At 69.7% G+C, this 20,053-nt stretch carries 15 protein-coding genes and 1 tRNA gene; 4 read left to right on the forward strand and 12 right to left on the reverse strand.

What is annotated here, in order from left to right; genetic code table 11:
* The first annotated feature begins 5 nt into the window (after positions 1-5).
* The gene (locus ACSMXX_RS15515; protein ID WP_473179288.1) at positions 6-1,910 is read left to right on the forward strand and encodes a class E sortase; all 1,905 of its coding nucleotides are present in this window, start codon (positions 6-8) and stop codon (positions 1,908-1,910) included.
* A 25-nt stretch (positions 1,911-1,935) separates the two neighbouring features.
* Positions 1,936-2,700: a class E sortase gene (locus tag ACSMXX_RS15520; protein ID WP_473179289.1), complete on the forward strand. Its 765-nt coding sequence runs from the start codon at positions 1,936-1,938 to the stop codon at positions 2,698-2,700.
* 195 nt (positions 2,701-2,895) lie between these two features.
* On the opposite strand, the gene pknB is transcribed toward ACSMXX_RS15520, so the two are convergent.
* The 6 genes from pknB to ACSMXX_RS15550 form a co-directional block, all read right to left on the reverse strand.
* Complete coding sequence (gene pknB, locus ACSMXX_RS15525) at positions 2,896-4,884, reverse strand: Stk1 family PASTA domain-containing Ser/Thr kinase (RefSeq protein ID WP_473179290.1); 1,989 nt, start codon at positions 4,882-4,884, stop codon at positions 2,896-2,898.
* 217 nt (positions 4,885-5,101) lie between these two features.
* Entirely contained in the window at positions 5,102-6,568 is a 1,467-nt protein-coding gene (locus ACSMXX_RS15530) for a peptidoglycan D,D-transpeptidase FtsI family protein (protein WP_473179291.1), read from the reverse strand.
* Between the two features lie 91 nt (positions 6,569-6,659).
* Positions 6,660-8,069, reverse strand: coding sequence for an FtsW/RodA/SpoVE family cell cycle protein (locus ACSMXX_RS15535; RefSeq protein WP_473179292.1), 1,410 nt, complete (start codon positions 8,067-8,069; stop codon positions 6,660-6,662).
* Between the two features lie 16 nt (positions 8,070-8,085).
* On the reverse strand, positions 8,086-9,657 hold the full coding sequence (locus tag ACSMXX_RS15540; protein ID WP_473179293.1) for a PP2C family protein-serine/threonine phosphatase: 1,572 nt from the start codon (positions 9,655-9,657) through the stop codon (positions 8,086-8,088).
* Positions 9,658-9,679: 22 nt separating this feature from the next.
* A complete protein-coding gene (locus tag ACSMXX_RS15545) occupies positions 9,680-10,189 on the reverse strand; it encodes an FHA domain-containing protein FhaB/FipA (RefSeq protein ID WP_473179294.1) in 510 nt (169 codons plus the stop codon).
* A gap of 9 nt (positions 10,190-10,198) precedes the next feature.
* Positions 10,199-11,035, reverse strand: a complete 837-nt coding sequence (locus tag ACSMXX_RS15550) for an FhaA domain-containing protein (RefSeq protein WP_473179295.1) — start codon at positions 11,033-11,035, stop codon at positions 10,199-10,201.
* A 374-nt stretch (positions 11,036-11,409) separates the two neighbouring features.
* Between ACSMXX_RS15550 and ACSMXX_RS15555 the strand changes: the two genes are divergently transcribed.
* A tRNA-Leu gene (locus ACSMXX_RS15555) sits at positions 11,410-11,493 on the forward strand.
* A 272-nt stretch (positions 11,494-11,765) separates the two neighbouring features.
* On the opposite strand, the gene arsB is transcribed toward ACSMXX_RS15555, so the two are convergent.
* Both arsB and ACSMXX_RS15565 read right to left on the reverse strand, forming a co-directional pair.
* Positions 11,766-12,893: an ACR3 family arsenite efflux transporter gene (arsB, locus tag ACSMXX_RS15560; RefSeq protein WP_473179296.1), complete on the reverse strand. Its 1,128-nt coding sequence runs from the start codon at positions 12,891-12,893 to the stop codon at positions 11,766-11,768.
* The gene (locus ACSMXX_RS15565) at positions 12,884-13,198 is read right to left on the reverse strand and encodes an ArsR/SmtB family transcription factor (RefSeq protein WP_473179297.1); all 315 of its coding nucleotides are present in this window, start codon (positions 13,196-13,198) and stop codon (positions 12,884-12,886) included. The genes arsB and ACSMXX_RS15565 overlap by 10 nt, the downstream gene beginning before the upstream one ends.
* A gap of 90 nt (positions 13,199-13,288) precedes the next feature.
* Between ACSMXX_RS15565 and ACSMXX_RS15570 the strand changes: the two genes are divergently transcribed.
* Positions 13,289-13,702, forward strand: a complete 414-nt coding sequence (locus ACSMXX_RS15570; protein WP_473179298.1) for an arsenate reductase ArsC — start codon at positions 13,289-13,291, stop codon at positions 13,700-13,702.
* A 73-nt stretch (positions 13,703-13,775) separates the two neighbouring features.
* Here ACSMXX_RS15570 and ACSMXX_RS15575 read toward each other — a convergent pair whose 3' ends face one another.
* The 4 genes from ACSMXX_RS15575 to kdpB form a co-directional block, all read right to left on the reverse strand.
* Positions 13,776-14,453, reverse strand: a complete 678-nt coding sequence (locus ACSMXX_RS15575; RefSeq protein WP_473184800.1) for a response regulator — start codon at positions 14,451-14,453, stop codon at positions 13,776-13,778.
* A 44-nt stretch (positions 14,454-14,497) separates the two neighbouring features.
* Positions 14,498-17,134: a DUF4118 domain-containing protein gene (locus tag ACSMXX_RS15580; RefSeq protein WP_473179299.1), complete on the reverse strand. Its 2,637-nt coding sequence runs from the start codon at positions 17,132-17,134 to the stop codon at positions 14,498-14,500.
* Between the two features lie 183 nt (positions 17,135-17,317).
* Complete coding sequence (kdpC, locus tag ACSMXX_RS15585; protein ID WP_473179300.1) at positions 17,318-17,923, reverse strand: potassium-transporting ATPase subunit KdpC; 606 nt, start codon at positions 17,921-17,923, stop codon at positions 17,318-17,320.
* Positions 17,920-20,010 (reverse strand): potassium-transporting ATPase subunit KdpB, encoded by a 2,091-nt coding sequence (kdpB, locus tag ACSMXX_RS15590; RefSeq protein WP_473184801.1) that lies wholly within the window; start codon positions 20,008-20,010, stop codon positions 17,920-17,922. The genes kdpC and kdpB overlap by 4 nt, the downstream gene beginning before the upstream one ends.
* Positions 20,011-20,053 lie beyond the last annotated feature (43 nt).

Below are 20,053 nucleotides of genomic sequence, written 5' to 3' on the forward strand. Positions count from 1 at the left end.
CGGGGATGCCCCCCGAGGGGGAGGACGCCTACGGGCGGCCGTACGGCGACGCATACCGAGACGCGTACGGCGATCCCTACGGCGAGCCGGACGAGGGCGATCCGTACAGTCCCCGCGGTTCCGGGGGCGGTTGGGCCTACGGGCGGGGCGAGGGCGAGGACTTCCAGCGTGCGGTCGACGCGCTGAGCGATCCGCTGAGCGATCCGCTGCCGGGGCAGAGCCGGCAGCCGGAGCAGGGCCGGCAGGCGTACCAGCAAGGGCAGCACTACTCGTCCCAGGGGTATCAGGCTCAGGGCTACTCCTCGCAGGGGTACGGGCCGCGGGACTACGAGGTCCAGGGACAGCAGGGGCAGCAGGCACAGCAGGGACAGCAAGGACAGCAAGGCCGCCACGCGCAGCAGGGCGGGCACCCGCAGCAAGGCCGCCACCCGCAGCAGGGGCAGTACGCACCGCAGGAGCAGCGCGAACAGCAGGCGCAGGACGGCGTCTCGCCGTGGTTCCGCCCGCACCGGGAACCGGGCGACACACAGACCGGCCCGCAGCAGCCGGCCGGCCAACCCGGGCAGACGCCCCCCGCTCCCCCGCAGCAGGGCCCCGGTGCCCGGCGTCAAGTCCCGTACGGCAGCGCGCAGTCGGGCCTTACACAGCAGTGGCAGGGACAGAGCCCGGGTCCGGGACGGGGTTCCGGTGCGGAACAGCAGGCGAGTCCCGGCACGGCGGCCGGGCCGCCCGTCACTCGGCGCCCGGTGAGCTGGAACAGCGCCGCGGCGGCGCCCGTTTCCCGTCCGCAGGCTCCGCAGGCTCCGCAGGCTCCCGGGGCTCCCCGGACCCCGCAGACGCCACGTACCGGCGCTGGCTCCGGCTCGGGCCCCGGCCACGCCGACCCCCCGCCCGGTCGCGGGGCCCGGATCTCCGAGACCGCGCCGCTGCCCGTCGTCGGGGAACCCGGCAGCGGCAGCGGAGCCGGCAGCGAACGCACCGCCCGTGAGACGGCGCCGGCACCTTCGGCGGGCCGCCCCGCGCGGGAGTCCACCGACGACGACAAGACGAACACGCGCACCGTCGGCCTGATCCGGCCCGGTTCGGAGGAGTTCGCCGGACGCGCCGCCCGGCGCAGAGCGGCACAGCGCCGCGGCCGGGGCGGCACCACTCAGCCGCCGCGGGCCGCCGGCACCCGGCTGGAGGCCAGGCGTGCGGAACGTGCCCGCCGCGAGGGCCCCGCGATCATCGCCAGCCGCCTGCTGGGCGAGGTGTTCATATCAGCCGGAGTGCTGATGCTGCTCTTCGTCGCCTACCAGCTGTGGTGGACGAACGTACTGGCCGGGCAGGAAGCCGGTGGCGCCGCGCAGAGCCTGCAGGACCAGTGGAAGGGCGGCGGCAGCGGCAAGGCACAGCTCGACCCGGAGCGCAGGGCGGAGAGCTTCGCGCCGGGTGAGGGCTTCGCGATCCTCTACCTTCCGAAGCTGGACGTCAGGGTCCCCATCGCGCAGGGGACCTCCAAGCCGAAGGTGCTCGACAAGGGCCTCGTCGGGCACTACGACGAGCAGCCGTTCAAGACCGCCATGCCGTGGGACAAGAAGGGCAACTTCTCCCTGGCCGGGCACCGCAACACCCATGGTGAGCCGTTCCGTTACATCAACCGCCTCGTCGCCGGCGACGACATCGTTGTGGAGACGGCGACGAAGTTCTACACGTACAAGATGGCCAATCGGCTGCCCTCCACCTCGCCTGCGAACACCAGCGTCATCGAACCTGTTCCGCGGGGCTCCGGCTTCGAAAAGCCGGGCCGGTATGTCACGTTGACCACCTGCACGCCCGAATTCACTTCGAAATACCGGCTCATCGTCTGGGGCAAAATGGTCGAGGAGCGTCCGCGCAGCGAGGGCAAGCCGGACGCTCTCGTCGAGTAGGGACAGCAGAAACGGGCGGTAAGCGGTGTCACAGACCGAACACGACAGGGGCGGGAGGCCCGGCGCGCCATCGTCGCTTCCGCCACCACATCCGGGGTCCGGAAACGGACGCGGCGCCGCACGCCGACGCCTCTCCGCGTTCGTCGGCTTCGTCGGCGAGCTGCTCATCACCGCGGGCGTCGTCCTCGCGCTCTTCGTCGCCTATTCGCTGTGGTGGACGAACGTGCTCGCCGAGCGCGACTCCAAGCGCGCCGGCGACAAGGTGCGCGAGAGCTGGCTGCACGACCGCACGCCGGGCGCCCTCGACACCAAGGACGGCATCGGCTTCCTGCACGTGCCGTCGATGTCGCGGGAGGACGTCCTGGTGATGAAGGGCACCGACGCGAAGGAGCTCAACAAGGGCGCGGCCGGCTACTACACGAAGCCGGTCAAGTCGGGGATGCCGCAGGACCAGTCCGGCAACTTCTCGCTGGCGGCCCACCGCGACGGTCACGGCGCGAAGTTCCACAAGATCGACAAGATCCGGAAGGGCGACGCCGTCGTCTTCGAGACGAAGAACACCTGGTTCGTCTACAAGGTCTACTCGATCCTTCCGCGCACATCCAAGTACAACGTGGACGTTCTGGATCCGGTGCCGAAGGAGTCGGGCAGGACGCGTGACGGCCGCTACATCACGCTGACCACCTGCACGCCCGTCTACACCTCCAAGTACCGCTACGTGGTGTGGGGCGAACTGGAGCGCACGGAGGACGTCGACTCGAAGCGGACTCCGCCGAGGGAACTGCGCTGACAGACGGGCCAGTTGCCCTGCCCTGCCCGCTGCCCTGCCCGCTGCCCTGCCCGCTGCCCTGCCCGCTGCCCTGCCCGCTGCCCTGCCCGCTGCCCTGCTCGGCGGCCCGACGACGGCCCCGCGCACGGACGCGCCCCCGCAGCGATGCCGCGGGGGCGCGTCCGTACGTGCACAGGTGCCTTCGGTGTCTCCGCCTCAGGACCTGTCGTTGCCCCTGCCCGGCTGACCGGCCGGCCCGCCGAAGATGCCGTCGTCACCGTCGTCCGGCTGACCGTCGCGGGCGAAGATCGTGACCGTGTCGCCCTTCTTGCCCTGGGTGTTGGCGGGCGGGTTGGTGGTGATGACGGTCGCGTTGTCCTCGTCCGCGGCGCCCTGGACCTGCACCGTGAAGCCCGCTTCCTCCAGCGACTCACGGGCGTCCGCGACCAGTTGGCCGGTGACGTCCGGGACGGTGGCCGGCTGGTCGTCCGGCGCCTTGGCGACGGTCAGGGTCACCTGCTCACCGACCTTGGCCTGCTGGTTGGCCGCCGGGTCCTGGGCGAGGACCTCGCCGGCCGCCTTGTCGGGAGCGTCCTGCTCCTTGCGGGCCACCTCGAAGCCGCGTTCCTCCAACAGCTTCTCCGCGGCGTCGAATTGCTGGCCCACGACGTTCGGCACGGTCGCCTGCTGCTCCTGGGCGACGGTCAGGACGATCGTCGAGTTCTTCGGGGCCTTGCCGCCGCCGTTCGGATTCTGCGTCAGCACGGTGCCCGGCGTCTCGTCGGACTCCTGCGTCTTCCGCTGGACCTGGAACCCGGCGCCCTCGAGCTCCTGCTTGGCGTCGGGGAAGGGCTTCCCCTCCACGTCGGGGATCGGGGCCGGAGCCGCGCCCTTGGACATGATGACGGTGACGGTCTCGCCCCGGTCGATCTCCGAGCCCTCGGACGGATCCGTTTCGCAGACGGTGTTCTTCTTCTCCTGGCAGAACTTGCTGTCGCCCTTGGTGACCTTGAAGCCGCCGTTGTCAGCGAGTTTCTGGGCCGCCGGATACGTCTCGCCCGCGAGATCCGGCACCTTCGTGGTGTTCGCGGGGCCTCCGGCGAAGAGCGTCTTGCCGATGAAGATCGCACCGACGAGGATGAAGATCGCGGCGAGGACGAGCAGGATCGTGGAGAGGTTGCTCCGGTTCTGCCGCCTGCGGCCTCCCCGCCCGTCGTCGTAGTAGCCGCCGTTGTCGTCGCGGACGGGCGGCATCATCGAGGTCTGGGAGTCCTGCGCCCGCAGCGCCGTGGTCGGCTGGTCGTCGGGGTAACCGCCGTAGCCGGCGGCGCCCATCGCGCTCATGGCGGCGGTGGCGGCGACGGGCTGGCCGTCGAGGCACGCCTCTATGTCGGCGCGCATCTCATCGGCGCTCTGATACCGGTAGTCCGGGTCCTTGACCAGAGCCTTCATGACGATCGCGTCCATCTCGGGCGAGATCTCGGGGTCGAAGACGGTGGTCGGCTGCGGATCTTCCCTTACGTGCTGATAGGCCACCGCGACGGGGGAGTCGCCGACGAACGGCGGGCGGTTCGTGAGGAGTTCGTAGATCAGACAGCCCGTCGAGTACAGGTCCGAGCGGGAGTCGACCTGCTCGCCCTTGGCCTGCTCCGGGGAGAGGTACTGGGCGGTGCCGATCACGGCCGCGGTCTGCGTCATCGTCATGCCGGAGTCGCCCATGGCCCGCGCGATGCCGAAGTCCATGACCTTTACCTGGCCGTTGCGCGTGAGCATGACGTTGGCGGGCTTGATGTCGCGGTGCACGATGCCGCTGCGGTGGGAGTACTCCAGGGCCTGGAGGATCCCGACGCACATCTCCATGGCGCGCTCGGGAAGCAGCTTGCGCCCGGAGTGCAGCAGTTCGCGGAGAGTGGACCCGTCCACGTACTCCATCACGATGTACGGGATGGAGACGCCGTCGACATAGTCCTCGCCGGTGTCGTAGACAGCGACGATCGCCGGGTGGTTCAGCGATGCGGCCGACTGGGCCTCGCGGCGGAACCGGGCCTGGAACGACGGGTCACGAGCCAGGTCGACGCGGAGCGTCTTGACCGCGACCGTCCTGCCCAGGCGCGTGTCATGAGCGAGGTACACCTCGGCCATGCCTCCGCGGCCGAGCACTGAGCCCAGCTCGTACCGGCCGCCGAGGCGACGCGGCTCTTCCATAGTCTCCAGCCCTCTCCGTTCGTCCGGGCCCGTATCTGACGTACGGCACGGCGGTGTGCTGCTCGGGATACGGTACCCGCCCACTCGTGCGGGTCGGTCGTGACTGTGGTGACTGACGTCACCACTTGCGGGGCCGCCGGGGTGCTTTCGGTCACTTCCCCCGGTTCCGGGCGAACTCCCGGGCTCCGGTGGATCTTGGCGACGAGCGTCGTGTACGTCATTGCTCGCCCTCGAGTACGGCCTTCATCACGCCCTTGGCGACGGGGGCGGCGAGCTTGCCGCCCGCGATGTCGCTGCGGAGCGCGTCCGAACCCTCGATGACGACGGCGACCGCGACGGGGGCGGAACCGTCCTTGTCCTTCGCATATGAGATGAACCACGCATACGGGTTCTCGCTGTTGTCCACACCGCGCTGGGCGGTGCCGGTCTTGCCTCCGACTGTGACGTCGGGGATCTGGGCGCTGGTTCCGGTGCCCTTCTCGACCACGGTCTCCATGCCCTGCTGAAGCTTCTGCGCGTTCTCGGACGAGACCGGCCGGCTCATCTCCGTCGGCTTGTGCTGCTCGACGACGTTCAGGTTCGGGGCGACGAGCTGGTCGACCATGTACGGCTTCATGAGGGCGCCGTTGTTGGCCACCGAGGAGGCGACCATGGCCATCTGCAGCGGCGTCGCGCGGTTGCTGGCCTGTCCGATGCCGGCCATGGCGTTCTGCGGCTTGTTGTCCTCCGGGTAGACGCTCTCGGCGGCGCGGACCGGGGTGTCCAGTTCCTTGTCGTTGAAGCCGAACTTCTCGGACATGTCGATCATCTCTTCGTTGCCGAGCTCGTGGCTCATCTTCGCGAAGACGGTGTTGCAGGAGTACTGGAGCGCGGTGCGCACCGTGGAGTTCTCGCAGGGCGGGCTGCCCTCGTTGCCGAGCTTGGTCTGCGAGTCCGGCAGCTTGTACGGGTCCGGGCTGTCTGTCGCCTTGTCCAGGTCGTACTTGCCGCTCTCCAGGCCCGCGGCCGCCGTGACGACCTTGTACGTGGAACCGGGCGGATAGGTCTGCCGCAGAGCCCTGTTGAGCATCGGCTCGTCCTCGTTCTGCTGCTTCTGCAGCTTCGACCACTCCGCGGTGTCGGAGTCGCCGTTCCCGGCGAAGCTGGACGGGTCGTAGGACGGGGTGCTGGCCAGGGCGAGGATGGCGCCGGTCTTGGGATTTATCGCGGCGACCGCGCCCTTCTTGTCGCCGAGGCCCTCGAAGGCGGCCTTCTGCGCCTTGGCGTTGAGGGTCGTGACGACGTTGCCGCCCTTCTGCGGCTTGCCCGTGAGCATGTCGATGGTGCGGTTGAAGAAGAGCCGGTCGTCGCCGCCGGTGAGGATGCCGTCGTTGAGGGCTTCCAGCTGGTTCGCGCCGAAGGCCTGAGAGGCGTAGCCGGTCACGGGCGACCACATCGGGCCGTTCTTGTACGTGCGCTTGTACCGGAAGTCGCCGCTCTTGGTCTCGGTGGAGTCGGTGATCGACTTGCCGTCGACGATGATGTTGCCGCGCGGCTGTGAGTAGCGCTCGATGGCGACGCGTCGGTTCTTCGGATCGGTCTTGAGTTCGTCGGCCTGGACGAGCTGGATCCAGTTGTCCCGTACCAGCAGGGCGAGCACGAGCAGGCCGCAGAACATCGCGATCCGGCGCAGTGGCTTGTTCACTGTGCATCACCTCGTGCGGGTAGCCGGGACACGTGCTCGGTCGCCTCCATGGGCGGAGTCTTCATAGGTGGGGTCTTCATCGGTGGAGGCTTCATGGGCGGACCACCTGAGTCATCTCGGCGTCCGGGGACGGCGCGGGCGCCGGCGCGGGCCGGCGCGCGGTATCGCTGATCTTCAACAAGATCGCGACGAGAGCCCAGTTGGCGACGACGGAGGAGCCGCCCTGCGCCATGAAGGGGAGCGTCATACCGGTGAGCGGGATGAGCCCCATGACTCCGCCGGCGACGATGAAGACCTGGAGGCCCAGGGCCGAGGAGAGGCCGACGGCGAGGAGCTTGCCGAACGGGTCGCGGGCCGCGAGGGAGGTGCGGATGCCGCGCTCGATGAGCAGTCCGTACATCAGCAGGATCGCCATCGTGCCGGTCAGGCCGAGCTCTTCGCCGACGGTGCCGAAGATGTAGTCGCTCTTGGCTGCGAAGCCGATGAGCCGGGAGAAGCCCTGCCCGAGCCCCGAGCCGAGCACACCGCCGGAACCGAAGGCCCACAGCGCCTGAGCGGGCTGCTCGGAGCCGTCCTTGAACGCCTGCATGGGGTCGAGCCAGTCCTGGACGCGGCTCTGGACGTGTGGCTCGAAGCTGGCGACGGCGACCGCGCCGACCACGGAGAGGGTGAGACCGAAGACGATCCAGCTGGTGCGTTCGGTGGCGACGTACAGCATCACGACGAAGAGGCCGAAGAAGAGCAGCGAGGTGCCCAGGTCCGTCTCGAAGACGAGGATCATCAGGCTGAGTGCCCAGATCGCGATGATCGGTCCGAGGTCGCGGCCGCGGGGCAGGTAGAGGCCCATGAAGCGGCGGCTGGCCAGGGCGAGCGCGTCCCGCTTCACCATCAGATAGCCGGCGAAGAACACCGCGAGGATGATCTTCGCGAACTCGCCGGGCTGCAGGGAGCCGACGCCGGGAATGGTGATCCAGATCTTGGCGCCGTTCTTGGCCGGGAAGAAGATCGGCAGCGCCAGCAGGACCAGGGCGGTGGCCATCGAGATGTAGGTGTAGCGCTGCAGGACGCGGTGGTCCTTGAGGAAGACCAGTACGCCGGCGAACAAGGCGACCGCGAGCGTGGACCACATCAGCTGGCTCGGTGCCGCGGCCCCGCCCGTCTGGTCGGTGGTGATGGTGGGTTCCTGGTCGAGTCGCCAGATCAGGACCAGGCCCAGGCCGTTGAGCAGCGTGGCGATGGGCAGCATCAGCGGGTCCGCGTACGGCGCCCAGCGGCGTACGACGATGTGTGCGACGCCGGCGAGCAGGCCCAGGCCGAGGCCGTAGCCGAGCATCCCGGCGGGGAGCGCTCCGTCCTTGGCGAGGCCGACGTTGGCGTAGGCGAACACCGGGATGAGCACGGCGAAGATCAGCATCGCCATCTCGGTGTTGCGGCGGCTTGGAAGGCCCCCGGGGGAGACCGTCGTATTGCTGCCGGTGTTGGACATGATGTTGCTGCTCATAGCTGCCGGAGCCCCCCTACGGCGCGGTGCACTGCTTGGCGAGCTGCTGCTGCTTCTCCGAGAGCTTCGGGGTGGGCGACGGCGACGGGGAGTCGCTGCTGCCCGGGTCCTTGCTGCTGGAGGAGCCGTCGGCGGCGCCGGTCTTGTTCCCGCCCGTTTCGCCCTGCTTGTCCTGCTCGTCCTTCTGCTTGCCCTCGTCGGCCGGGGGCTGCACGCGCTGCTCGGCGACGATGCGGCAGACCTCGGCCTGCTGCTCCAACTCGTCGGCCTTGTCGCGGGCTTCGCCCGCGCTGCTGGCCGCGATGGTCTCGCGGACCTGGTTGCGCTGGTAACCGGGCAGGTACTTGAGTTCGACTGCGGGGCGGTCCTGGTAGACCTCGTTCAGGCTGATGCCCGCGAGTTCCTGGCTGATGCCGCGGTAGAGCGCGACGTGGTCGTCGTTGGCGCCGACGTAGTACTGGGTCTGGGTCCAGCGGTAGCCGCCGTACAGTCCGCCGCCGACGATGATCAGGATCATCGTGATCCACAGCGAGCGGCGCAGCCACCTTCTGCCGCCGCGGTGCTTGATGAAGTCGTCCTCGGTGTACGTGCCGAAGCTGCCGCCCGCGGGGCCGCCCATGTCGCCGCTTCCGGGCGGGCCGAAACCTTCGCCCGCGTGGTTCTGCGGGGGCACGGACTGGCCCGCATTGCGGCCGAGTTCGGCCGCGCGCGCCGCCGGCGTCCCCATCGCGCCGGCGCCACCGAGCGGCGTCTGGGACTCCGCGACGGCGCCCACGACCACGGGGGTGTCGTTCAACTGCCGCCCGAGGGCGTCGTTCTCGTCGACGTCGACGACATCCGCGACGATGCACGTGATGTTGTCCGGGCCGCCGCCGCGCAGCGCGAGCTGGATCAGGTCCTGCACGGTCTCGTGCGGCCCCTGGTAGCTGCCGAGGGCTTCCTCGATGGTCTGCGGGCTGACGACGGTCGGCAGACCGTCGGAGCAGATGAGATACCGGTCGCCGGCCCGTACTTCCCTGATGGACAGGTCCGGTTCGACGTGGTCGCCGCTGCCCAGCGCGCGCATCAGCAGGGAGCGCTGCGGGTGGGTCGTGGCTTCCTCTTCGGTGATGCGCCCCTCGTCGACCAGTTTCTGCACCCAGGTGTGGTCCTGGGTGATCTGCGTGAGCTGTCCGTCACGGAGCAGGTACGCACGGGAGTCGCCGACGTGTACGAGGCCGAGCCGGCGGCCCGTCCACAGAAGGGCGGTGAGCGTCGTGCCCATGCCTTCCAGCTGCGGGTCCTCCTCGACCATGACGCGCAGCTGGTCGTTGGCCCGCTGCACCGCGACACCGAGCGAGGTGAGGACGTCGGAGCCGGGGATGTCCTCGTCGAGCTGGACGATGGTGGAGATCACCTCGGAGCTGGCGACCTCTCCGGCGGCCTGGCCGCCCATGCCGTCGGCGACCGCGAGCAGGCGCGGGCCGGCGTATCCGGAGTCCTCGTTGTGGTCCCGGATCATGCCGTCGTGAGACCCGGCGGCGAAGCGCAGTGACAGACTCATGCGCACCTCGCCCGTCGGCTCCGGATACATCCGCACGGTGCCCACCCTCCGGTCGTCATGATCTGTACTACTTCCGCAGCTCGATGACCGTCTTGCCGATACGGATCGGCGCTCCGGGCTGAATCGGCGTCGGCGTGGTGAGTCGGGTCCGTTCGAGATAGGTGCCGTTGGTGGACCCGAGGTCCTCGACGATCCACTGGCCGTCACGGTCCGGGTAGATCCTGGCATGCCTGCTGGAGGCGTAGTCGTCATCCAGCACGATTGTGGAGTCGTGCGCACGGCCGAGCGTGATGGTCTGACCCTGCAGCGCGACCGTGGTGCCGGTCAACGACCCTTCTGTGACGACCAGCTTGCTGGGTGCGTTCCGCCCGCGGCCTCCTCCGCCGCGGCGCCCGCCCTGCTGCCGCTGGGGCTGCTGGCGCTGCTGCGGCCGCTGGCCCTCGGCCCTGCGTGCGGCGCGCTGCGTCACGCGCGTGCCGAACAGATCGCTGCGGATGACCTGCACGGCCACGATGACGAACAGCCACAGTACGGCGAGAAAACCCAGCCGCATGACCGTGAGGGTCAGCTCTGACATGCCCCCGCTTCACCCTTCGGCTTGCCGGTAAATGATCGTGGTGCTGCCCACGACGATGCGTGAGCCGTCGCGGAGCGTAGCGCGAGTGGTGTGCTGTCCGTCCACCACGATGCCGTTGGTCGATCCCAGATCCTGGACCGAAGCCGGGTCTCCCGCGCGGATCTCGCAGTGCCTGCGCGAGACTCCGGGGTCGTCGACGCGCACGTCGGCCTCGGTGCTCCGGCCCAGGACGAGGGTGGCGCGGGAGATCTGGTGACGGTTGCCGTTGATCTCGATCCAGCGCCTCGTCTCGGCACGGGGCATGGCTCCCCCGCCGCTTCCGCCGCCGGAGCCGCCGGGAGCGAAGCCGGGCGGCGGGGCCGCCGGCATCGGCGGTGCGCCCGCCGGGCCGGGGCCGGGCGGGTAACCGCCTTGGCCGCCATAGGCGTTGCCGGGTGCGCTCGCGGAGCGCTGCGGCTGCTGCTGTGAGGCGCTGGAGGCGAGAGTGCGGCTGCGTACCCGGTACAGACCGGTGTCGAGCTCCTCGGCCTTTTCCAGATGGACCTTGACCGAACCCATGAAGGTGTAGCGCTGCTGCTTCGCGTAGTCGCGTACCATTCCGCCCAGTTCGTCCCCCAGCTGACCGGAGTACGGGCTGAGGCGCTCGTAGTCGGGTGCGCTCAGCTCGACGATGAAGTCGTTGGGCACCACGGTCCGCTCGCGGTTCCAGATCGTCGCGTTGTTGTCACATTCACGCTGGAGGGCGCCCGCGATCTCCACAGGCTGTACCTCGGACTTGAACACCTTCGCGAAGGTGCCGTTGACCAGACCCTCAAGTCGCTGCTCGAAGCGCTTCAGAACTCCCACGTTGCACCTCCTTCCCAGATGCCCTCGGCTCTAGTGCGCTTCCCAGTGTCACCCGGGGGTGCGCGTGCTGTGTCCGTATGTCGGTCCGGTACTGCTTACTGATCGTATCCACGCATGGGGAAATCGGGTGGTTCCCCAGTGGGGCCCGGCGGAGGAGTGTCACCTCTCACACCGTCACACTCCTCGCCGTCGCGGTGACACCCTCGCATGGATCGAGGTGTCCCCGAAGCCAGTGTCCCGTAGTCGCGCGGCCTCCTGCGGGGCGGATGCGGATGTGAAGCCACCGCTGCCAGCGTGCTAATCTTTTGGACGTCGGCAGGCGTTCCCAAAGAAGTCCGTCGGCCGTCTTCCCGCCGGGGCGGGAGGCACCCGATGCGCGGGTGGCGGAATAGGCAGACGCGCTGGATTCAGGTTCCAGTGTCCGAAAGGACGTGGGGGTTCAACTCCCCCCTCGCGCACAGAGAGACACCGACGAAACGGGTCTCCGCCAGTGACGGAAGTCGCGGCGGGGGCCCGTTTCTCGTTGAGCGGCTGCTTCAGGCGTGCCGGTGAGGGCTTGATCAACCGCAGAAGAGACTTTCTGCACATAGGTCCTGTACTGGGACATACTTGACATAATCCGGCACGGGCCTGCTTGGTGATCTTCAGTTGTGGCTGCGCGGGTGGCGTCAACAGCAGGGAGCCGTCGGGGAGTTCGGACAGCAGGTCGGTTCAAGGCCGTGTGCCGGTCTCACTGGCCGATGTCTTTCTCCGAGGCAGGAGCGAACTTCCGGCGCCAGGCCAGCGATACGTACACCAGGGCAACCAGCACCGGCACCTCGATCAGTGGTCCGACGACGCCGGAGAGGGCCTGCCCGGAGGTGACGCCGAAGGTGGCGATGGCGACGGCGATGGCGAGCTCGAAGTTGTTGCCCGCGGCGGTGAACGCGAGCGTGGCGGTGCGGTCGTACGGGATGCCGAGGGCCTTGCCGAGCGCGAAGGTGCCGAACCACATCAGCGCGAAGTAGGCGAGCAGCGGCAGGGCGATGCGGACGACGTCGAAGGGCTGCGAGGTGATCGTCCTCCCCTGCAGGGCGAAGAGGATCACGATGGTGAACAGCAGCCCGTAGAGGGCGAACGGGCCGATCCTGGGCAGGAATTCGCGCTCGTAGGCCTCGCGGCCCGCCTTCTTCTCGCCGATCCGGCGGGTGAGGAAGCCGGCCAGCAGCGGGATGCCGAGGAAGATCAGGACGTTCCAGGCGATCTTCCAGAGTGAGATGTCGAGTTGCTCGCCGCCGCCCAGGCCGAGCAGGCCGGGCAGCAGGTCCAGGTAGAGCCAGCCGAGCAGGCCGAACGCGAGGACCTGGAAGAGGGAGTTGAGGGCGACGAGGACGGCCGCCGCTTCGCGGTCGCCGCAGGCCAGATCGTTCCAGATGACGACCATCGCGATGCACCGGGCGAGGCCGACGATGATCAGGCCGGTGCGGTACTCGGGCAGGTCCGGCAGGAAGATCCAGGCGAGGGCGAACATCACAGCCGGGCCGAGGATCCAGTTGACCACCAGCGAGGAGACCATGAGCCTCCGGTCGCCGGTGACCGCGTCCAGCTTGTCGTAGCGGACCTTGGCCAGGACCGGATACATCATCACGAGCAGGCCGACGGCGATGGGCAGCGAGATGCCGCCGATCTCGACCTTGCTCAGGGCGTCGTTCAGGCCGGGGACGACGCGTCCGAGTCCGAGCCCGAGGGCCATCGCGATCAGGATCCACACCGCCAGGAAGCGGTCCAGCGTGGACAGACCGGCGACGACCCCGGACTCCGGGGCCGTGGTCGTGGGCGTGGGCGTGGGCGTGGGCGGTTCGGTGCGGGTCACGGACATGCCCTCTTGCGGTCGCTCTCGACGGTCGTACGGGCGGTCTCCGCCAGCTCGGCGAAGGAGTCTGCCAGGGCCGCGACGACGTCGGGCCGCAGCTTGTAGTACGTGAAGCGGCCGCACGGCTCGGTGTCCACGACCCCCGCCTCCCGCAGCACCCTCAGGTGGTTGGAGAGGTTGGTCTGACGCGCACCGGTCTCCTCCACCAGGTGCGTCGTGCAGAGGGTCTCGTGGGCCAGCAGGGCCACGATCCGAAGCCTGAGAGGGTCGGCGAGAACCCGGATCAGGTCAGTGTCGACTGACGTCATCATGGGCTGATACTCTCACATCAGTGGCGACTGACACCATCAGGCCCTGATGTCATGCCGCGCCCTGAACCGTCGTGAGACAAGAGAGCCCTGATGCCCGACAAGCCGTCCGTGCTGTTCGTCTGCGTCCACAACGCCGGCCGGTCGCAGATGGCCGCCGCATGGCTGACGCACCTGGCGGGCGACCGCGTCGAGGTCCGCTCCGCGGGATCGGCCCCCGCCGGGACCGTCAACCCCGCCGTCGTCGAAGCCATGCGCGAGGTCGGCATCGACATCGCCGCCGAGACCCCCAAGATCCTCACCGTGGACGCCGTACGGGCCGCGGACGTCTGCGTCACCATGGGCTGCGGCGATGCCTGCCCCGTCTTCCCCGGCAAGCGCTACCTCGACTGGGCGACGGCGGACCCGGCGGGCCAGGGCGTCGAGGCCGTACGTCCCATCCGCGACGAGATCAGGACCCGCGTCGAGCGACTGATCTCCGAGATCGCCCCGGAGGCCGCGAAGTGAGCGGCGTCCGGCGTCTGTCGAGCCGTCCGCTCAGCGGGTGTGATCACCGGTCCCGGTCTTGCTCTTCCTCGCCCTACCGTTCGAAGCGGTAGCCCATTCCCGCCTCGGTGATGAAGTGCCTCGGGTGCGCGGGGTCCTTCTCGAGCTTGCGGCGCAGCTGGGCCATGTAGACGCGCAGATAGTTGGTCTCGGTCTCGTAGCTCGGGCCCCACACGTCCTGAAGCAGCTGCCGTTGGGTGACCAGGCGGCCGGAGTTGCGTACGAGCACTTCGAGCACGTGCCACTCGGTCGGGGTGAGGCGGACGTCGGAGCCGTCCCGTCTGACCTTCTTGGCCGCGAGGTCGACGCTGAGCGCCTCGGTCTCGACGACGACGTCCTCCTCGTCGGCGGGGGTGGCCCTGCGGACGGCGGCCCGCAGGCGGGCGAGCAGTTCGTCCATGCCGAAGGGCTTGGTCACGTAGTCGTCGGCGCCGGCGTCGAGGGCCTCCACCTTCTCGTCGGAGGCGTGCCGGGCGGAGAGCACGATGACCGGTACGCGGGTCCAGCCGCGCAGGCCGCTGATGACCTCGACACCGTCCATGTCGGGCAGGCCGAGGTCGAGGATGATCACGTCAGGGTGCCGGGTGGCGGCGAGGTGCAGGGCTGAGGCGCCGTCGTGCGCGGCGTCCACCTCGTACTTGCGGGCACGCAGGTTGATCGTGAGGGCACGGACGAGCTGTGGTTCGTCGTCCACGACGAGCACCCGCGCCATCCGTCGTGCTGTTTCGTGCCGCGCGGCGTCGGCCCGTGACTCCGTCATGAGGTGGCTTCCGCAGGGAGATCGGGGCGGGCCGTGGGCCTGCCGGGGGCGGTCGTGAGAGTCAGCACCATGGTCAGGCCTCCGCTGGGAGTGTCCTCGGCGGTGAGGGTGCTGCCCATGGCTTCGGCGAAGCCGCGGGCGACGGCGAGTCCGAGGCCGACGCCGTCGCCGCCCGGGACGTCGCCGTGGCGCTGGAACGGCTCGAAGATGCGGTCCTTGTCCGCGTCGGGCACGCCGGGGCCGCGGTCGATGACGCGCAGCTCGACGCGCTCGCCGAAGGCGCTGGCGGACAGCAGGACCTGCCCGTCCTCGGGGCCGTACTTGACGGCGTTCTCGACGATGTTGGCGACGATCCGCTCCAGCAGTCCCCTGTCGGCCTCGACCATGGGGAGGGTCTCGGGGATGTCCAGTCTGACCGCCGCCTCGGGCACGCCCTTGAGGGCCAGCGGTACGACCTCGTCGAGATCGGTCTCGCGCATGAGCGGTGAGACGGCGCCGGTCTGCAGTCTGCTCATGTCCAGCAGATTGCCGATGAGGTGGTCGAGCCGGTCGGCGCCTTCCTCGATGGCGGCGAGCAGTCCGGCCTCGTCCTCCGCCGACCAGGCGACGTCGTCGGAGCGCAGCGAGGACACCGACGCCTTGACGGCGGCCAGCGGCGTACGCAGGTCATGGGAGACGGCGGCGAGCAGTGCCGTGCGGATGCGGTCCGTCTCCTCCAGGCGGCGGGCCCGTTCGGCTTCGTCGATCAGCCGCCGGCGTTCCAGTACGACGGCTGCCTGCGCGGCGAAGGCGCCCAGTACGCGGCGGTCCTCGGCGGGCAGCACGCGGCCGCGCAACGCCAGGGTCGTTCCCTCCCCGGCGGGAACGTCCACGTCCGCGTCGTCGGGATGCTCCGCCGGATCCGGCCCGACGCTGCCGGCGCACCTCCAGCGTTCGCGGCTCCCGCCCCGCTCCAGCAGGGCAGCCGATTCCATGCCGAAGGTCTGGCGGGCCTGTTCCAGCAGGGCGGGCAGTTCCGTCCCGGCTCCCGGCGGTGCGGGGGAGGCTCCTTCCCCTTGCACCCCTTGCACCCCTTGTGGCCGGGAGACGCCTTCGCCTCGCCCCGGGGACACCCCCTGGCGCAGCACGCTGCCCGCGAGGTGGCTGAGGATCTCGGCCTCGGAGCGGAGCCGGGCCGCCTGGGCGGTGCGGCGGGCGGCCACGTCCACCACGGAGGCCACGGCGACCCCGACCACCACGAAGATCACGATGGCCAGGATGTTCTGCGGGTCGGAGATGGTCCAGGTGCGGACCGGGGCGGTGAAGAAGTAGTTCAGCAGCAGCGATCCGACGACCGCCGACACGACGGCCGGCAGCAGACCGCCCAGCAGCGCCGCCGTCACGGTCATGGTGAGGAAGAGCAGCATCTCGTTCGCGAGTCCCAGCCCGGGACCGGCGGCGGTCAGCAGGACGGTGAGCAGAGCAGGTCCGCCCGTACCGGTCAGCCAGCCGGCGACGATGCGGCTGCGTCCGAGGCGGGTTCCGCGGGCCGCGGGCAGTCCGCGGCCCTTTGCGGCTTGTTCGTGCGTGACGATGTGCACGTCGATGTCGGGCCCGGACTCGCGTGCGACGGTGGCGCCGACGCCGGGCCCGAAGAGGTACTGCCATGCGTTGCGGCGGCTGATGCCGAGCACGATCTGGGTGGCGTTGACTCCCCGGGCGAACTCCAGGAGGGCGTCGGGGATGTCGTCGCCGACGACGGTGTGGAAGGTGCCCCCCAGGTCCTCGACCAGGTTGCGCTGGACGGCCAGCTCCTCGGGGGACGCCGAGGTGAGGCCGTCGCTGCGGGAGACGTACACGGCGAGGATCTCGCTGCCCGAGCCCTTGGCTGCGATGCGCGTGGCCCGGCGGATCAGCGTCCGCCCCTCGGGTCCGCCCGTGAGACCGACCAGGATGCGTTCGCGAGCGGGCCAGGGTGAGGAGATGCCCTTCTCGGCGCGGTACTGCTGGAGGTACTCGTCGACGCGGTCCGCGGTCCACAGCAGGGCGAGTTCGCGCAGCGCGGTGAGGTTTCCGGGCCGGAAGTAGTTCGAGAGGGCCGCGTCGATCTTGTCCGCCGCGTAGACGTTGCCGTGTGCGAGACGTCTGCGCAGCGCCTGCGGGGACATGTCCACCAGCTCGATCTGGTCGGCGCGGCGGACGACCGCGTCGGGGACGGTCTCGCGCTGCCGGACTCCGGTGATGGACTCCACGACGTCGCCGAGGGACTCCAGGTGCTGGATGTTGACCGTGGAGATCACGGTGATCCCGGCCTCCAGCAGCTCCTCGACGTCCTGCCAGCGCTTGGCGTTCCGGGAGCCGGGGACGTTGGTGTGCGCCAGTTCGTCGACGAGGGCCACGGCCGGAGCGCGTGCGAGGACGGCGTCGACGTCCATCTCCGTGAACTCCGCTCCCCGGTGTGTGGCCTCGCGGCGCGAGACCACCTCCAGGCCGTGGAGCAGCACCTCCGTGCGCGGGCGGCCGTGGCATTCGACGAAGCCCACCACCACGTCGGTGCCCCGCTCCAGGCGCCGGTGTGCCTCGGAGAGCATGTCGTAGGTCTTGCCGACGCCGGGGGCGGCACCGAGGTAGATGCGCAGTTTGCCGCGGGCCATGGCTCCATTGTCTTTCACGTCGGTGGCGGGGGCGGGCTGTGGCTGTTCTCCACGCCGGACTTGCACGTGGGACTTGTACGCCGGACTTGTACTCCGGACTTGTACGTCGGACTTCCGGGCCTGTCCCGGGTCGCGGCGCCCGGCCGGGCACGCCTTGCGGCTCCGGGCGCCGGTGAGACCGGCTCAGTCGTGCAGCCCGCGCAGGGCGAGGTTCAACTCCAGGACGTCGACCGAGGGTTCGCCGATGAATCCGGCGTACCGCGGTGTGGTGTGGTCCTCGACCAGCCGGCGCACCCCCGCAGGGTCGAGGCCTCGCGCCTCGGCGACACGGCCGGTCTGGATCCCGGCGTACGCGGGTGAGATGTCCGGGTCGAGGCCGGAGCCGCTCGCCGTGACCGCGTCGGCCGGTACGGATGACCGCGGGACGCCGTTGAAGGCCGCGATCTGCGCCTTGCGTGCCTTGACCTGCTTCAGCAGTTCGGGGCTGGTGGCGGCCAGGTTGGAGGCACCGGAGGCGAGCGGATCGTACTTCCCGGCCGAGGGGCGGGGCTGGAACCACTCCCGCGCGGGCTTGCCGTCCTTGCCGTTCCACTCCTGGCCGATCAGCGACGAACCGGCGGTCCTGCCCCCGCTCTCGACCCGCGAGCCGTCGGCCTGCCCGGGGAAGGCGGCCTGGGCGACGCCGGTCACGAGCAGCGGATAGAGGACACCGGTCACCAGCGTGAGCACGAGCAGCGCGCGGAGCGCCGCCCCGGCCAGGCGTGCGGTGTTGCGTACGGCGGTGTTCATGATCCGATCCCCGGGACGAGTGAGACGAGCAGGTCGATGATCTTGATTCCGGCGAAGGGCGCGATCAGCCCGCCGATGCCGTATATGCCGAGGTTGCGCCGGAGCATCCCGTCGGCGCTCATCGGCCGGTAGCGCACGCCCCTCAGCGCGAGCGGTACGAGCGCCACGATCACCAGGGCGTTGAAGACGACCGCCGAGAGGATCGCGGACTCGAGACTGGCCAGGCGCATGATGTTGAGGGCTTCCAGCCCGGGGTAGGCCGCGACGAACATGGCGGGGATGATCGCGAAGTACTTCGCGACGTCGTTGGCGAGGGAGAAGGTCGTCAGCGCGCCCCGCGTGATCAGCAACTGCTTGCCGATCTCGACGATCTCGATCAGCTTCGTCGGGTTGGACTCCAGGTCGACCATGTTCCCGGCCTCCTTGGCGGCCGAGGTTCCGGTGTTCATCGCGACACCCACGTCCGCCTGGGCCAGGGCCGGGGCGTCGTTGGTACCGTCACCGGTCATCGCGACGAGCTTCCCGCTCCCCTGCTCCTGTCTGATCAGGGCCATCTTGTCCTCGGGAGTGGCCTCGGCGAGGAAGTCGTCCACACCCGCCTCGTCGGCGATGGCCTTCGCGGTCAGGGGGTTGTCGCCGGTGATCATCACGGTCCTGATGCCCATGCGGCGCAGCTCGGCGAAGCGTTCCCGCATGCCGTGCTTGACCACGTCCTTGAGGTGGATCACGCCGAGCACCCGCGCTCCGGCACCGTCCTCCGCGGCCACGAGCAGCGGGGTCCCGCCCGATGTGGAGATCGCCTCCACCCGGCGCCGGGCGTCCTCGGGGACGGTGCCGCCGCGTTCGGCGACCCAGGCGGTGACGGCCTCGGCGGCTCCCTTGCGTACGCGGTGGGTGCCGGACTCGTCGGTGACGTCGACGCCGCTCATCCGGGTCTGCGCGGTGAACGGGACGAACTCGGCGTGGCCGAGTTCGCCCTCGTCGCGGGCGCGCAGGCCGTGTTCCGCCTTGGCCAGCACGACGACCGAGCGGCCCTCGGGTGTCTCGTCGGCGAGTGACGAGAGCTGTGCTGCGTCGGCGAGCTCCGCGCTGCCGGTGGCGCCCAGCGGCACGAACTCCGCCGCCTCCCGGTTCCCCAGCGTGATGGTGCCGGTCTTGTCCAGCAGCAGCGTGGAAACGTCGCCTGCCGCCTCCACCGCCCGGCCGGACATCGCGAGCACGTTGCGCTGCACGAGACGGTCCATGCCTGCGATGCCGATGGCGGAGAGCAGGGCGCCGATCGTCGTCGGGATCAGACAGACCAGCAGCGCCGTCAGTACGGTGGTCGACTGCTCGGCGCCCGCGTACACCGCGAAGGGCTGAAGCGTGACGGTGGCCAGCAGGAAGACGATCGTGAGGGACGCGAGCAGGATGTTCAGGGCGATCTCGTTCGGCGTCTTCTGCCGGGCCGCACCCTCGACGAGGCCGATCATCCGGTCGAGGAACGTCTCGCCCGGCTTGGTGGTGATCCGCACGACGATGCGGTCGGAGAGCACCCTGGTGCCGCCCGTCACGGCGGACCGGTCGCCGCCGGACTCGCGGATCACCGGCGCCGACTCACCCGTGATGGCCGACTCGTCGACGCTGGCGACGCCCTCGACGACGTCACCGTCGCCGGGGATGGTGTCCCCGGCCTCGCAGATCACCACGTCCCCGATGCTCAGGTCGCTGCTGGGGACGCTGTGTTCGCCCGACTCCGGGGAGAGGCGGCGCGCGACCGTGTCGGTCCTGGCGCGGCGCAGGGTGTCGGCCTGCGCCTTGCCGCGGCCCTCGGCGACCGCCTCGGCCAGGTTGGCGAAGACGACGGTCAGCCACAGCCACACCGCGATCGCCCAGGCGAACCAGCCGGGATCGACGACCGCCGTCACGGTGGTGAGCACCGCGCCGACCTCGACGACGAACATCACGGGTGACTTGATCAGCAGCCGTGGATCCAGCTTGCGGAGGGCGCCGAGAAGCGAGGTGAGCAGCTGCCGGGGACTGAACAGGCCCGGTGCGGGGCCTCCTTGAGGGGACGCCGTACGGGGGTCGGAAGAGGTCGGCGACATGGGGTTGGTGCCCTCCGCTGGATTGCCGGGGCGTGACGGTGAG

This window comes from Streptomyces sp. DSM 116795 (assembly GCF_055792905.1).

Excerpts from the sequence above, each read along its gene's own strand:
- arsB (WP_473179296.1), bottom strand. The coding sequence starts at position 12,893 with ATGTCCGTGACCCGCACCGAACCGCCCACGCCCACGCCCACGCCCACG.
- ACSMXX_RS15545 (WP_473179294.1), bottom strand. The coding sequence starts at position 10,189 with ATGTCAGAGCTGACCCTCACGGTCATGCGGCTGGGTTTTCTCGCCGTA.
- ACSMXX_RS15565 (WP_473179297.1), bottom strand. The coding sequence starts at position 13,198 with ATGATGACGTCAGTCGACACTGACCTGATCCGGGTTCTCGCCGACCCT.
- pknB (WP_473179290.1), bottom strand. The coding sequence starts at position 4,884 with ATGGAAGAGCCGCGTCGCCTCGGCGGCCGGTACGAGCTGGGCTCAGTG.
- ACSMXX_RS15575 (WP_473184800.1), bottom strand. The coding sequence starts at position 14,453 with ATGGCGCGGGTGCTCGTCGTGGACGACGAACCACAGCTCGTCCGTGCC.
- ACSMXX_RS15515 (WP_473179288.1), top strand. The coding sequence starts at position 6 with ATGCCCCCCGAGGGGGAGGACGCCTACGGGCGGCCGTACGGCGACGCA.
- ACSMXX_RS15580 (WP_473179299.1), bottom strand. The coding sequence starts at position 17,134 with ATGGCCCGCGGCAAACTGCGCATCTACCTCGGTGCCGCCCCCGGCGTC.
- kdpC (WP_473179300.1), bottom strand. The coding sequence starts at position 17,923 with ATGAACACCGCCGTACGCAACACCGCACGCCTGGCCGGGGCGGCGCTC.
- ACSMXX_RS15570 (WP_473179298.1), top strand. The coding sequence starts at position 13,289 with ATGCCCGACAAGCCGTCCGTGCTGTTCGTCTGCGTCCACAACGCCGGC.
- ACSMXX_RS15535 (WP_473179292.1), bottom strand. The coding sequence starts at position 8,069 with ATGAGCAGCAACATCATGTCCAACACCGGCAGCAATACGACGGTCTCC.
- kdpB (WP_473184801.1), bottom strand. The coding sequence starts at position 20,010 with ATGTCGCCGACCTCTTCCGACCCCCGTACGGCGTCCCCTCAAGGAGGC.